The sequence below is a fragment of the Desulfosediminicola ganghwensis genome (assembly GCF_005116675.2).
Classification (GTDB): domain Bacteria; phylum Desulfobacterota; class Desulfobulbia; order Desulfobulbales; family Desulfocapsaceae; genus Desulfopila; species Desulfopila ganghwensis.
The window spans coordinates 4184262-4198521 of the sequence record NZ_CP050699.1 but is presented as its reverse complement, the minus strand read 5'-3'; the positions used below and the strand labels follow the sequence as shown (position 1 = coordinate 4198521).

Below are 14260 nucleotides of genomic sequence, written 5' to 3'. Positions count from 1 at the left end.
TCGGCAGGTGCCGTTGTAATCATTATCCATACATAACGATACAACCCATCAGTATTCCTGTAGTTGCAGTCCATCCACCAAAAATTCGAAATGTGATTTGAAAAATTGGGGACGCGACATGCCGCATAAGTCGGTTTATAAGCGCACCGGCACCATAGATAGCGGTGGGGACGGCTAATAGCTCAAAGACTCTCAGTTGGGTGAAGTTATTGCCGAGTATTAGGCCATGGGAAAATCCGTGCAAGAAGCCGAAGTTGAAAGCAAAAAACGTAATGGACAGAACAGAGAGTTGCACATCAAAGGCAAGCAGGGCACCGATAACAAGCAGGGAGATTGCAGGCAACAGGTACAGGATGTCAAGGGGAGGGAGCAGTTCGACAGGAGAAAAAAGCGCGATAGCACTGCCTGTAAGCCAGCAGAAAGCGAGTATGCACAATGTGTTGTGACTGGCAGATGGACGAGTGCGACAGCTAAAAAACAGGAAGATGATAAGAGAGAGGACTCCCTCAGGGCTGAATAGGAAGAGCACTGATTCTCCATAGAGTGATGTCATTCTGTTAATTCCTGCGTGTTAACTGATTGACTATAATCTGCTAGAATTGGTTAGGTGCTGTTGCTATTATTTCGTACCATGCTGGAGAAAACAAGATTTAATGGGAGTGAGATGTGGTTCTCTGGTGAATTTGTTGCTGGTGAAGAAGAGGGTCTCTATCTCTAATATATTGAATATTGACCACATGCGAGGCAAATATGAGCTCACTTGTTCTGAGGTTTATTCGCTTAAGTATATACTTGTTTTTCTTTACCGTTTTGTTCCTGTTGTTAGGTTTGGTGGTGTTGGCCCTGTTCAGGATTCCGTTGCCGCTAACGGCGGTGAAGGCTCCAATTGAGCTTGCAGTGGAGAACCTGCTTGAGCGTCCGGTCGCCATAGAGGAAACGATAGAGCTCAAAACCTCATTGCATCCCGTGTTTGCAATAAAAGGATTACGTATAGGTAATCCTGAAGTATTTGAAACAGATACTTTTATGTATCTGGGTTCAGCGGAATTGGAACTTGAACTGCTGCCTTTGCTGGAATGGAAAATCTACTTTTCAAGGATTTTGGTGGACGAGCTGACAGTAACGCTCGAAGAAACCAGCGATGGCCGAGTCAACTGGGTTAAGGAGGAGACAGGTGAAAAACAGGAAAAACAGAGCAAAGAGGTGAATGACCAGGATGCCGGCGTGGGAGATCAGCAAAGGCCACCGAGGGCAGAACGTTTGCGAAAAGATAGCCTGGTTGTAAAGGAATTGAAGATGCAGGATATCAGCTTCTTTGTCCATGAAGCAGGGATGGGGTCAAAAGAAAGCGATCACATGGAGCCAAAATTTCGTGTAGAGCAATGTGTTGGAACAATGTTGGCCGGAGAGCCTGCCCAGTTACGGATGGATGGAGAGTTGGTTGGCCAGGCCTACTCTCTTGAGGTATCCTTTGCCTCACTTGAAGAGTTAATCGAAGATGAGTTCACCTGGACGGAGTTACAGCTCGCTATAGCCGAGACGGTTTTCGACCTGCGGGGTGCGGTGAACCTGTCAGAGAGCCACAAGGAACTGGCGGTTGAGGCAACAGTTACCGGTGAAGATCTGAGTACTTTGGATACTCTTGTGCAATTTGACCTCCCACCTTTCGCAAGCTTTGAAATCTCCGGCGCACTGCGTCTGGCCGATAATGTCTTTCATTTGACAGATGCCATGATAAAAACCGGCTCCAGCAGTCTTGGCGGGAATATATTGGTAACCAGAAGAGGTGAATTGTATGAGGTGGGGGTGAATCTTGAATCACCTATGATACAGCTCAATGATTTTATTTTTCAGGATTGGTCGTGGTTCCGTGGGAGTGAACGGGATGATAATGGAGATGATGCTTCAGAAGTTCCAAAGCAAAAAAAGGAAGAATCCGCAGAGGTTTTAAGGCGGTTGATAGATCCGGAAGTTCTGAAGAATATAGACTCATTTGGTATTATTCAGGCACAGTCCGTACGATCAGGTCGTGATGAGCTTGGTAAGGGTGTTTTGAGCCTGACCATTAAAGAAGGAAGACTGGCAATCGAACCGTTGCAACTGAATGTCCCAGGCGGAGGCATAACCTTGCAAGCCTCGTTGAAACCAGGCTACCGGGATTCGGATGCGACGCTTTCAGCGAAAATAGCCAATTTTGATATCGGAGTACTGGCCAGGAGAAAAGACCCAGAGACAGAGATGGGAGGGCTGGTAAATCTGGATGTTGATCTGCAGGCAACTGCCAGCACCCTGGACACGGTTCTGGAGCGCGGCACCGGGCATTTTGATTTCTCGGGTCAGATGAAAAATATCAAAGCAGGGGCAGTGGATCTCTGGGCGGTGAATCTGGTTACCGCCATGTTGACAAGCACGAAGGATAGCAGTTCAAAAGTCAATTGCGCGGTTGGCAGGTGGAGTGTGCAGGATGGGATCCTAACCTCTGATGTTCTGTTTGTGGACACCGGGAAAATACGCATATGCGGGAGCGGTACGATCGATTTCGCAAACAATTCACTCAATCTGCTCGTCCAGCCAACACCCAAAAAAGCTGAGTACTTCAATGTCGCCACTCCAATAGAAATTAAAGGAAGGTTTGACGAAGTGAAAGTTGGTGTAGCGGGTGGAGGAGTTCTGGGTTCTGCTGTCAGGTTTTTAACCAGTCCGGTGTTTACCCCCTTGAAAAAGATTGTAACCGTAAAAATACCGGAAGATGGCTCTGACGTCTGTAATATGGTGTTAGGGGCCGAGGCGAGAGATGATATTCAGGTACCGGGCTGTAACTGAAAAAAACGGCTTTGCAATGGGGAAAACGAAATTTAACCAATTCTAAAATGATCTCAAGCTGGTGATAGGGTACTCTATGCGCCTGATTATCTCAAAATAACGGATTGAATTTATGACATCTTTACCTCAGGCTGGCGGCCGTGGTCTTTTGAATTTTGCTGCTTTTGTAGTCACCATAGCGGGTATCAAGGCTGCAGGCGCCTTGGTTGTGCCTTTTTTGCTGGCAGTTTTTCTGGCGGTGGTCTGTTTGCCATTGCTCATCTGGCTGGAAAAAAAAGGTGTTCCCGAGTTGCTTGGGTTACTGTTGATCCTGGTAGTGGTGGTCGGTGCCTGGGTGGCGCTTGCTCTTCTGGTTGGCACGGCTGTTGCCGATTTTACACGCTCGGTCCCACTTTATCAGGAGAGACTTCGCGCAATGGTTGGGGAAGGCTGGGTGTGGCTGCAAGGTTATGGTCTCACGGTAGATAAATCTATCCTCGACGATATCTTTGATCCCGGCAGGTTGATGCGATTGGTGGCCAGTACCTTGAATTCTGTGGGCGGTATTTTAAAAAATGCGTTCATGATTCTGTTAATGTTCACCTTTCTGATTCTTGAGGGCGCAGCAATCCCTTTAAAAATACGCCTGATCCGTAATGGGAAATATGGTGCACTGGACAGTTATACCGCGATAACCAAAGGGGTGAACCGCTATCTGGCGATAAAATCAACCACCAGCCTGGCGACAGGAGTTCTTGTCTATATCTTGCTGCAGTTCCTGGGGGTGGATTTTCCGGTGCTCTGGGCGTTGCTGGCTTTTCTGCTCAATTTTATACCGAATATCGGTTCACTGATCGCATCGATCCCACCGATCCTGTTGGCGCTGGTGCAGTTGGGGGTAGGGTATGCCGCGGCAACTGGTATCGGCTTTTTGCTCGTCAATGTCATAATCGGCTCGATCATCGAACCGAGAGTTATGGGAAGAGGTGTCGGCCTTTCTGCCCTGGTGGTTTTCCTGTCTCTGGTTTTCTGGGGCTGGGTGCTGGGGCCGATCGGTATGCTGTTGTCTGTGCCGCTGACCATGGCGATAAAGATTGCCTTGTCTGAACACGAATCCACTTCCTGGCTCGGTATACTCCTGGGTTCTAATAAAGAGGTGCTGGTGAGGCTGGAAGAGGTCGAAAAAAGAGAATCTCAGCAGGAATAAGGATGTTACTGCCGGAATAAAGGGGATATTCCGGCCCAAATCGGTCTGCTGCTGCAGTTCTTCAATGTCTTCGAAGAAGATGCAGTAATTCCGTGGCGGCCGCGGTGGGGGAGAGGGTGCCTTCTGCAAGCTCGTTTCTCAACTGCGGCAGAGTGCTTTTCACTTCGTCAAGCTGGAAAAACCAGTCGCGAAGTCCTTCATTGAGCAGGAAGGTGAGCCAGTCCTGAGTCTGGTTTTTCCGCTTCTCCTCGAGTTCACCACAGGCTGTGAGCTTTTCTTTATGATCGAGGATGGTCTGCCAGATCGTATCCAGGCCGGTTGAACGCAGCGAACTGCAGGTGAGCACTGGTGGATTCCAGTTAAGGCTGTGCGGCATCAGGAGATGAAGGGCAGCCTGGTATTCTTTCTGGGCAGCTTCCGCGCGACTGATATTATCACCGTCTGCTTTATTGATGACGATTGTATCGGCCACCTCAAGCACACCCTTTTTGATGCCCTGTAACTCGTCTCCAGCCCCGGCGATCATCAGTACCATGAAAAAATCGACCATGGACGCGACCGTGGTCTCTGACTGGCCGACTCCCACTGTCTCAATAATAATCACATCAAATCCTGCCGCCTCGCAGGCCAGCATTACTTCACGTGTCTTACGGGCCACGCCACCGAGATTACCGCCGGAAGGCGAGGGCCGGATGAAGGCATTGTGATCAATAGACAGTTTTTCCATACGGGTTTTATCGCCTAATATGGAGCCGCCGCTGCGAGTGGAACTGGGATCGATGGCCAACACCGCGACTTTGTGGCCCATGCCGGTCAGCATTGTCCCGAAAGATTCTATGAAAGTAGACTTCCCGGCACCCGGCACGCCTGTAATCCCAAGTCGAACACTTTTGCCGGTACGCGGCAGCAGCCGATCGATGATGGTACGGGCGGCCTGCTGATGGGCAGGCAATACTGATTCAATCAGGGTGATAGTACGGGCGAGCATTCGCCGATTTCCACTCTCAAGGCCTTTTATGTGGGCTTCAATGTCTATCTGCATAGTGTGCTCAAATCAGCAATTGGAAGAAAAAGGGCACGTACAAGTACGTGCCCTGAGGGAAAGCAGGTTATCCCGGTATGATAAACCTCCTCCACATCATTGTATATATTTTTTCTCAAGAAGCTGCAGGGTCTTGTCGGCAGACTCAGGAATCGGGGTACCTGGACCGAATACTGCGCGAACGCCCTTTTCATAGAGATACTCATAATCGCCTGGAGGAATAACGCCGCCAGCGACTACGATAATATCGCCTGCATCGAGTTTTTTGAGTTCTTCAATAAGAGCAGGAACAAGGGTCTTGTGGCCTGCGGCAAGGCTTGACGCGCCGACGATGTGTACATCGTTCTCGACTGCCATCTTGGCTGCCTCTTCAGGGGTCTGGAACATCGGGCTGATGTCCACATCGAAACCGAGATCAGCGTAGGAGCTGGCAATAACCTTGATGCCGCGGTCATGGCCGTCCTGGCCCATCTTGGTGACCAGCATTCTTGGCCGGCGTCCGGTTTTCTCCATGAAGGTTTCTGTACGTTTGCGAAGGGCGTCGATCACGTCTTTGTTGTTGTCTGTGTATTCAGAGGCATACGCGCCGGAGATGCAGCGGGTGGTGGCGGTGAAACGGTCAAATACGCTTTCCATGGCGTCTGAGATCTCTCCCAGGGTTGCTCGGGCGCGAACCGCAGGCAAGGAGGCCTCAAGCAGGTTGCCACCATTTTGGGCGACATCTTTGAGATGTGCAAGAGCTTTTTCGACAGCTGCGGAATCACGGGTTGCCTTGATCTGCTTGAGGCGTTCTACCTGCTCATCGCGAACAGTCGACGGTACTTCACGTACCTCGAAATCAATCTCTTCGTTCGGCAGTTTATACTTATTTACGCCCACGATAACATCATTGCCTTGATCGATACGTGCCTGCTTTCTGGCGGCAGATTCTTCAATACGCATTTTCGGCATACCGGATTCGATGGCCTTGGCCATGCCGCCGAGCTCTTCAACCTCGTCGATGATCTTCTGCGCTTCTTCGACGATGGAGGCGGTGAGGGATTCGATATAGTAGGATCCGCCGAGGGGATCGATAACTTTCGTTACCTCGGACTCTTCCTGGATGATAATCTGGGTGTTCCGGGCAATGCGGGCAGAGAAGTCGGTCGGCAGGCCGATAGCTTCATCAAATGAGTTGGTATGCAGTGACTGGGTACCGCCCAGAACCGCACTCATTGCCTCGAGAGTGGTACGGATTACGTTGTTATACGGGTCCTGCTCGGTGAGGCTCCAGCCGGAGGTCTGGCAATGCGTACGCAGCATGGAAGACTTCGGGTTTGTCGGGTTGAACTGGCTCATCAACCGGTGCCAGAGAAAGCGGGCGGCACGCAGCATGGCGATGTCCATGAAGAAGTTCATGCCGATGCCGAAGAAAAACGACAGGCGTGGAGCGAAGGTGTCTACATCCATACCGGATTTCAAGGCAGCGCGAACATATTCAACACCATCCGCCAGGGTGAAGGCGGTTTGCAGTACCGAGTTGGCACCGGCTTCCATCATGTGATAGCCGGAGATACTGATGGTATTGTAGCGCGGCATATTCTTGGAGCAGAATTCCATGATGTCGGAGATAATCCGCATGGAGGGCTCGGGTGGATAAATATAAGTGTTTCTGGTCAGGTACTCTTTTAAAATATCGTTCTGGATGGTACCGGAAAGCTGCTCGTGCTTCACTCCCTGTTCCTCGGCAGCGACGATGTAGCCGGCAAGAATTGGAATGACCGCGCCGTTCATGGTCATGGATACCGACATCTTATCCAGCGGAATGCCATCAAAGAGGATCTTCATGTCCTCAACGGAGTCGATGGCCACGCCCGCTTTACCGATATCACCGGCAACACGGGGATGGTCAGAGTCATAGCCACGGTGGGTGGCCAGGTCAAACGCCACGGAAAGGCCCTTCTGGCCGGCCGCAAGTGCTTTACGGTAGAACTCGTTGGACTCTTTGGCAGTGGAAAAGCCTGCATACTGGCGGATAGTCCAGGGGCGTCCCGCATACATGGTGGCCATCGGCCCACGCACATATGGTGCCATTCCCGGCAGCGTATTGACGGATTCGACGCCTTCCAGGTCTTCTGCCGTGTAAAGTGGTTTTACGGTAATTCCTTCAGGTGTTGCCCAGTTCAGGGAGTCCGGTGACTTACCTTTGAGTAGCTTGGTTGCCGCCTCTTCCCATTTGGCCTTATCGGGATGTACTGACATGGTGTGCTCCTTTATATGTTCGGCTGAAGCCGATGTAAGCAACAAAAACTTCTCACCCTGAAACTGAGGTGCGGTGTTTGTGGGATGGGTAACGGACAGCAACAGTTTCAGGATGAAAAATTCAGATACTGATTGAAGACACTCCCTACTCTCTCACTGTCTTCAATAAATGTATTATATAGTTATCAGTCGCGCTGGCAGAGTTCAACCAGTACGCCGCCGGTGGCTTTCGGGTGCAAAAAGGCGATTTTAGCACCACCTGCGCCGATCCTTGGCTTCTGGTCGATCAACTGAATATCTTTAGCTTTCAGTTCTTCGAGAGCTTCTTCGATATTTTCGACGCGAAAGGCTATGTGCTGAAATCCCTGGCCTTTCTTTTCGATAAATTTGGCCACAGGGCCGTCGGGTGAGGTGGATTCAAGAAGTTCAACTTCACTATCCCCAACAGGGAAAAATGCGGTGGTAACTTTCTGCTCTTCTACGGTTTCCGCTCCCTCAAATTCGAGTCCAAGAACATCTGACCAGAATGTTTTACCGGCATCGATAGAATTGACTGCAATTCCCAGATGATCAATCTTCAAAATTTTCATGGTGCGCCTCCCAAAAGTGTTCAGTGTTGTTGTCCGCATAATACGGACAACCCGATCATTGCTTGTTTTGAAAGGAGGATGAAGCCTATTTCTTTTCGTGTGGGTTCGCCATTCCGCGCCAAACCATTTCGAACATCACATTGGCCTGACCTGCCAGGCTCTCTTTTTTGCCGCGAAGTATCCACATGAAAAAGCTGCGCTGCACAAAACCCATGAGGAAGTCGAGTAAGGTACCCGCCCGAACATCATTGTTCAGTACACCCTCTTTCTGTCCTTCCTGCAGCACATTGATCAACAGGTTCATCATCCTGCGTTGCTCAAATGTTTCATCCGCCATCCAGGTTTTCATGGGCAGGGTCATAAAGACGATTCTGCCTAAACCTTCGTGACGTTCATAGTAGTCGAGCTGCAGCCAGAAAACCTTGCGCAGCTTCTCCTTCAGGTCTTCGATGCCCTGAAGGTGATCGACAATCCGGTCTGTCAGCTTGCCCATCCAGATGTCTACGAAAGCAAAGACCAATCGTTCCTTGCTATCGTAGTGTTTGTAGATGGTGGTAAAGCTGACACCGGCTTTTTCCGCAATATCGCGGATGCTTGCCTTGTGGAAATCGGAGTGAGAGAAAACCTCCAGTACAGCTTTTTCCAGTCTTCGTTGGATGTCAGGATTGAGTTCTTCTGCCATTGTTACTGCCGTCCTTTTTCTTGTATTAACTGATCCATAGGGATGCTTGCCCGGTGCACAATGCACAAGAGAAAGAGGGGAAGGCGATCGCGTCTACGGAGTATGTATGTAAAGAAATGATGTTGCTTTAACTTGCTGATTTTACGACCAAACCTGTAGGATACATCATGTAAGACTTTAATATAAGACAAAGTTCTACCTGCTTGTAATGCATATACTTTTGGTCTGCAACAAAAAAGAACGACCATTAAATGCTGTAAAGGCTTAGGTTGCACAGGTTTCAGCCGCCAAAGAGGGAGAGCAGAACGCCTGCGGAAACTGCCGAACCGATTACGCCGGCAACGTTTGGACCCATTGCGTGCATGAGCAGGAAATTTGATGGTTCTTCTTTCTGGCCCACGACCTGGGAAACCCTCGCTGCCATTGGCACGGCTGAGACACCGGCAGAGCCGATCAGCGGATTTATTTTCACATCGAGAAACTTGTTCATTAATTTGGCGATCAATACGCCTGAGGCGGTGCCTATACCGAAGGCTATGATGCCCAGACCCAGGATCGCCAGAGTCTTCACGTTCAGGAAACCTTCTGCTGTGGCGGTTGCACCAACCGTCACCCCCAGAAAGATTGTGACGATATTGATCAGTGCATTTTTGGAGGTATCCTCAAGTCTGCTGACCACACCGCATTCCCGGAACAGGTTGCCGAGCATAAGCATACCGATCAGGGTTGCAGCGGGTGGCACGATAAGCGATACAACCAGAGTGACGATGATTGGAAAGAGGATTTTCTCTTTCTTGGTGACCTCGCGAAGCTGGGTCATGCGAATCTTTCTTTCATCCTTGCTGGTGAGCCAGCGCATAATGGGCGGCTGGATGATAGGGACAAGCGCCATATATGAGTAGGCTGCAATCGCGATGGCCCCGAGCAGATGCGGCGCTAGCTTGGATGATAAAAAGATAGCTGTCGGTCCGTCGGCACCGCCGATAATACCGATGGAAGCAGCTTCCTGGGCGGTGAATAGTCCGGATGCGATAGCGCCGATGAAGGTGATGAAAATTCCGAACTGGGCAGCCGCACCGAGCAGGAGAGACTTGGGGTTGGCGATAAGCGGTCCGAAATCGGTCATTGCGCCCACTCCAAGAAATATAAGAGGTGGGAAGATGCCAAGGTGGTCCCCCTGAAACAGATAGTAGAGCAAACCTCCCGGCTCGACGGTATGGGCGGCATGTTCGGTAATCTCCATTACCGGTTCTGCCATCAGGCCGGCAAAGGGCAGGTTGGTCAGTAACACGCCAAAGGCGATGGGAACCAGCAGCAGCGGTTCAAAGCCTTTAACAATAGCTAGATAGAGCAGCACAAAAGAGATCAGGATCATGATGATATGGCCAAAGGTAAGACCGTAGAAACCTGTACTGTGTGCGAAATTCAGTAGTGCGTTCAGCATTGCGAACCCCCAATGTTAATCGGGTTAATCGGATGAACCGATTTGTTTGGTGGAGCAGGTCGTCATAAGCGCAACTCAGGCTAGAACCAAAAGAGCCATCCCGGCGTTCACCGCCATACCTTTACTAACTTCTATTGTGGAGACAGTGCCGTCTATGGGAGCTTTGATTTCGTTTTCCATCTTCATTGCTTCAAGAATCATCAAAGTGTCACCGCGTTTAACCTGATCACCGGTGTTAACCCGCACTTCGGTTATGGTTCCGGGCATTGCTGCCAGAATAGTCCCATCACCTGCAGGCACTTTGGGTGCAGCTTTGGCTGGAGATGCAGCGGGCTTACCTGATGAAGGTGCAGTATTCGCCTTGGGAGCCGGCGTGCTTCGGCTCTCTGTGGGAGCGGCAATTGTAGCCTTATCCGTAATCTCCTCAATGGCAACTTCGTACTCGTTTCCACCAACAATTACTCGAAAAGTTCTCATTATTGACCACTCCTAAGAATTAATATTCATTTGTTCAGCCAAACCGGCTTTGCTCCACGCAGGGGTGCGATCTTCGCGCCGCTTGATGTTCCTGATGACGATATTGCTGGTGGCGGTCTGCAATTGCATGGCCAGCGCAACGGTTATTGCTGCTACCAATTCTTCATCTTTATGCTGGTCTGGTTGTGTCGCATCCGTTCCGGTTTCGGCGGTAGGCTCCACCGGTTCTGTAGTCACAGGTTGAGGCGCAGTGAATTTCGCCATCAAAGTGATGACAAACTGTACCAGGATCAGTGATACCAGGGTAATGCCCATACCAAGAATGGTGGTGGCAAGCCCTGCCAGCAGACGTTGAGTGGCTGTCAGGGCGCGCATGGCTTCCGGGTCGGCAAATTTGGTGAGCAATTCGACAGTGTCCATATAATGCTCCTTGTTTTACAGAGGCATATTGCCGTGCTTTTTCGGCGGTCGTGTTTCCCTTTTGCCTTCGAGCATGTTGAAGGCATCAATGATCCGCTGACGACTGGAGCCGGGTTCTATGACATCATCCACAAAACCGCGTTCGGCCGCCTTGTACGGGGTGGCGAACTCAGCCCGGTAGTCTGTCAGAAGCTGCTGCCGGGTTTCTTCTTTGTTTTCTGCTTTGTTGATCTCGTTACGGAAAATGATGTTTACCGCACCATCAGGACCCATGACGGCGATTTCTGCGCTTGGCCAGGCCAGGACCATGTCGGCACCAAGTGATTTGGAGCACATGGCGACGTAGGCTCCGCCGTAGGCCTTTCTGGTGATCACTGTTACCTTGGGAACTGTTGCCTCGCTGTAGGCATAGAGTATCTTGGCGCCGTGCCTGATAATTCCGCCATGCTCCTGATTGGTTCCTGGCAGAAATCCGGGTACGTCAACAAAGGTGAGCAGTGGGACATTGTACGCGTTGCAGGTGCGGATAAAACGTGCAGCTTTGTCACCGGCGTTCATGTCCAGACAGCCTGCCATCATGTTGGGTTGATTGGCGATAATGCCTATAGACCTGCCATTTATCCTGGCGTAGCCCGTTACGATGTTCTTGGCGAAATAAGGTTGGTATTCGAGAAATTCGCCTTGATCAACTATTGCGGTGATGACATCCATGATGTCATACGGCTTATTTGGATTTTCAGGAACCAGGGTGTCAAGTTCGGGGATAATGCGGTTGATGTCATCTTCAGATTCAAAGATCGGGGCATGCTCCATATTGTTCGAGGGCAGATAGCTGAGCAGGCGTCGAATCTCGTTGATGCAGTCCTGGTCTGTTTCAGAAATAAAATGGGCGTTACCGCTGATGGAGTTATGGGTCATTGCTCCGCCAAGCTCTTCCGGGCTCACTTCTTCACCGGTAACCGTCTTAATGACCTGGGGGCCGGTAATAAACATCTGAGCCGATTTGTTTACCATAAATACGAAATCAGTAAGTGCAGGTGAGTAGACTGCACCACCGGCACACGGTCCCATTATTGCTGAAATTTGCGGGATGACGCCAGAGTACGTGGCGTTTCTGAAAAAGAGGTCGCCATAGCCGGAAAGCGCGTCTACCGCTTCCTGGATTCTGGCGCCGCCAGAGTCGTTTAATCCTATAATGGGTGCGCCGACTTTGAGCGCAGCATCCATGGCTTTAACGACCTTTGTGGCGTGCATTTCGCCCAGGGCACCGCCTGTAACCGTAAAATCCTGTGAAAAAGCGTAGACCAGCCTTCCGTCGACCATGCCGTAGCCCGTTACAACGGATTCGCCTTCAAATTCCATCTTGTCCATACCGAAATTCGTGCAACGGTTACGGACGAAGGCGTCCAGTTCTATGAAAGAACCGGGGTCAAAGAGATAGTCGAGTCGCTCCCTGGCCGTCATTTTGCCTTTTTGATGCTGCTTGTCTATGCGGGCCTGGCCACCACCAAGAGCAAGTTTTTCTTTTTTCTTCCGCAGCTGTTCAATTTTCTCAAAAGCCATAATATATGCTCCCTTGAGTTCTGACTTTTATTGACCGGAATGGTAGTGCAATTGTGTCTTACCCACTACTTCGGCAGAAGCGCGGGGTGTTACGGGGGACTTCAGGTCCATTTCCCTGTTGCAGGGGGTAGCCACAGATGCGCAGCGAGATGCGGATACCGGACTGTCTTCCATATATATGGTGTGTATGTATCAGAAAATTGTGGCTGGGGCGGTACGGAAGACCCTGGCCGGGCTGCGCCGGAGAAGAGAGGAAGGGGCGGCCCTGAAGGCTTCCAGCGCATTTGTATACTCTTGATGTTGTGTTTAACAGTGTTACCATATCTCGTTCCTGGAGAAGTTTTTGGATTGTGTTATCCGTTGATAGCTATGGTAATACAATATCTTGGTTGAGATTCAGCCTGTCAAAGATACACCATGACAAGTTAAATGTTGATTCGTGTTATCTTGGTGTTAGCCTCTTAAATGCATATAATAACGATACAAAACAATTTGAAGTAACTGATTGCTGTTCAGTATGGTAACAATGTTACTCTCTGGTTTCTTCGTTGTAAATCTTTTTTTCTTTGTTAATGAAAAAAATTTATATATTGTAGGGGCATATAGGAATGACATGGGGGGAGTGGAACAGTATTCTGCATGGCGGAGCTCCCCGCGGGTGTCGTTCAAGCGTTTTTTGCCAGAACCTGCTGCAATTACTGGAATGTGCTTAGAAGTGGCAGAAGTAGTTATGGAAACCTGGTTTCGGTGCGGCGTGTTGCCCTGAAAAGCCAGGAGGAAATGCAGTTGAACTATTTCACAGGCGAACAGGAAACGGAACAGATGAAGAAAACCGGTTTTATTTATGACGATACATACCTGCAGCATAACACCGGAGACTGGCACCCTGAATCATCGGAGCGGTTGAGAGTCATCGTCAATGGCTTGAAAGAGTCAGGTCTGTTGGAAAAACTGGTAAGGATTGAGGCCGAACCAGCGAACCAGCGCTGGGTGGAGGCGGTACATCATGTAAATTACATTATGCGATTTAATGATGCCTGCGCCATGGGATTGCCCGATTTCGATCACCAGGAGAACAGTATCTGCAGGGAATCCTTCAAGGCTGCACTGTTGGCGGCTGGTGGGGTAATAAAAGCCATAGATTCGATCATGGTTGGTGATGTCGAGACAGCATTCTGTGCAGTTCGCCCGCCGGGCCACCACGCAGAGGTCGATAAGGCCATGGGTTTCTGCTACTTCAACAATGTTGCCATTGGCGCCAGGTATGCGCAACGGCAGTGGGGCATGAAGCGAGTAGGGATCATCGATTTCGACGTTCATCATGGAAACGGCACTCAGCACATTTTTGAAACAGATCCGACTGTCTTCTATTACTCCATCCACGAACACCCATCATTTGCCTATCCTGGTACAGGTCGTGACTTTGAGTGTGGAGTTGCCGCCGGTGAAGGTACAACCAAAAATTCCGTAATTTTACCCGGCCGCGGAGATCACGATTATCGGCGAAAATTAACAGAAGACCTTATCCCTGCCTTTAAAAAATTCCAACCTGATATGATTCTGGTCTCAGCAGGCTTTGATGCCCATGCAGCTGATATGATGTCCGGGGTGAATCTTTCCACAGATGGCTATGATTTTGTCTCCGAGCTTATCATGAATCTGGCCAATGCCCTCACTGACGGCAAGGTCGTCTCAATTCTTGAGGGAGGTTATAACCTCGAGTTACTGCCATTACTGGTTGAAAACCACATAAAACATCTGGCTGGCTTGCGCGGGGTTTAGTTGGCCATCA

The 14260-nt window shown here is 50.0% G+C and carries 12 protein-coding genes; 3 read left to right on the top strand and 9 right to left on the bottom strand.

Features of this window, described 5'->3' with window-relative positions:
• Positions 1 to 22 precede the first annotated feature (22 nt).
• Entirely contained in the window at positions 23 to 553 is a 531-nt protein-coding gene (locus FCL45_RS17905; RefSeq protein WP_136798379.1) for a HupE/UreJ family protein, read from the bottom strand.
• A gap of 197 nt (positions 554 to 750) precedes the next feature.
• On the opposite strand from FCL45_RS17905, the gene FCL45_RS17900 reads away from it, so the two are divergent.
• The gene (locus FCL45_RS17900) at positions 751 to 2823 is read left to right on the top strand and encodes an AsmA family protein (RefSeq protein WP_136798378.1); all 2073 of its coding nucleotides are present in this window, start codon (positions 751 to 753) and stop codon (positions 2821 to 2823) included.
• A gap of 112 nt (positions 2824 to 2935) precedes the next feature.
• Positions 2936 to 4009: an AI-2E family transporter gene (locus FCL45_RS17895; protein ID WP_136798377.1), complete on the top strand. Its 1074-nt coding sequence runs from the start codon at positions 2936 to 2938 to the stop codon at positions 4007 to 4009.
• A gap of 61 nt (positions 4010 to 4070) precedes the next feature.
• Here the strand turns inward: FCL45_RS17895 and meaB are convergent, their stop codons facing one another.
• The 8 genes from meaB to FCL45_RS17855 all read right to left on the bottom strand — a co-directional run bounded on the left by meaB (position 4071) and on the right by FCL45_RS17855 (position 12468).
• Entirely contained in the window at positions 4071 to 5051 is a 981-nt protein-coding gene (meaB, locus tag FCL45_RS17890; RefSeq protein WP_136798376.1) for a methylmalonyl Co-A mutase-associated GTPase MeaB, read from the bottom strand.
• A 96-nt stretch (positions 5052 to 5147) separates the two neighbouring features.
• Positions 5148 to 7292 (bottom strand): methylmalonyl-CoA mutase, encoded by a 2145-nt coding sequence (gene scpA, locus FCL45_RS17885; RefSeq protein WP_136798375.1) that lies wholly within the window; start codon positions 7290 to 7292, stop codon positions 5148 to 5150.
• Between the two features lie 185 nt (positions 7293 to 7477).
• Positions 7478 to 7882: a methylmalonyl-CoA epimerase gene (gene mce / locus FCL45_RS17880; RefSeq protein WP_136798374.1), complete on the bottom strand. Its 405-nt coding sequence runs from the start codon at positions 7880 to 7882 to the stop codon at positions 7478 to 7480.
• 85 nt (positions 7883 to 7967) lie between these two features.
• Positions 7968 to 8564: a TetR/AcrR family transcriptional regulator gene (locus FCL45_RS17875; RefSeq protein WP_136798373.1), complete on the bottom strand. Its 597-nt coding sequence runs from the start codon at positions 8562 to 8564 to the stop codon at positions 7968 to 7970.
• 280 nt (positions 8565 to 8844) lie between these two features.
• Complete coding sequence (locus tag FCL45_RS17870; RefSeq protein WP_136798372.1) at positions 8845 to 10008, bottom strand: sodium ion-translocating decarboxylase subunit beta; 1164 nt, start codon at positions 10006 to 10008, stop codon at positions 8845 to 8847.
• 75 nt (positions 10009 to 10083) lie between these two features.
• Positions 10084 to 10485, bottom strand: a complete 402-nt coding sequence (locus FCL45_RS25025; protein WP_136798371.1) for a biotin/lipoyl-containing protein — start codon at positions 10483 to 10485, stop codon at positions 10084 to 10086.
• Positions 10486 to 10497: 12 nt separating this feature from the next.
• Entirely contained in the window at positions 10498 to 10905 is a 408-nt protein-coding gene (locus FCL45_RS17860; protein ID WP_136798370.1) for an OadG family protein, read from the bottom strand.
• A gap of 15 nt (positions 10906 to 10920) precedes the next feature.
• The gene (locus FCL45_RS17855) at positions 10921 to 12468 is read right to left on the bottom strand and encodes an acyl-CoA carboxylase subunit beta (RefSeq protein ID WP_136798369.1); all 1548 of its coding nucleotides are present in this window, start codon (positions 12466 to 12468) and stop codon (positions 10921 to 10923) included.
• Positions 12469 to 13107: 639 nt separating this feature from the next.
• On the opposite strand from FCL45_RS17855, the gene FCL45_RS17850 reads away from it, so the two are divergent.
• Entirely contained in the window at positions 13108 to 14250 is a 1143-nt protein-coding gene (locus tag FCL45_RS17850) for a histone deacetylase family protein (protein ID WP_228721358.1), read from the top strand.
• The last annotated feature ends 10 nt before the right edge of the window (positions 14251 to 14260 follow it).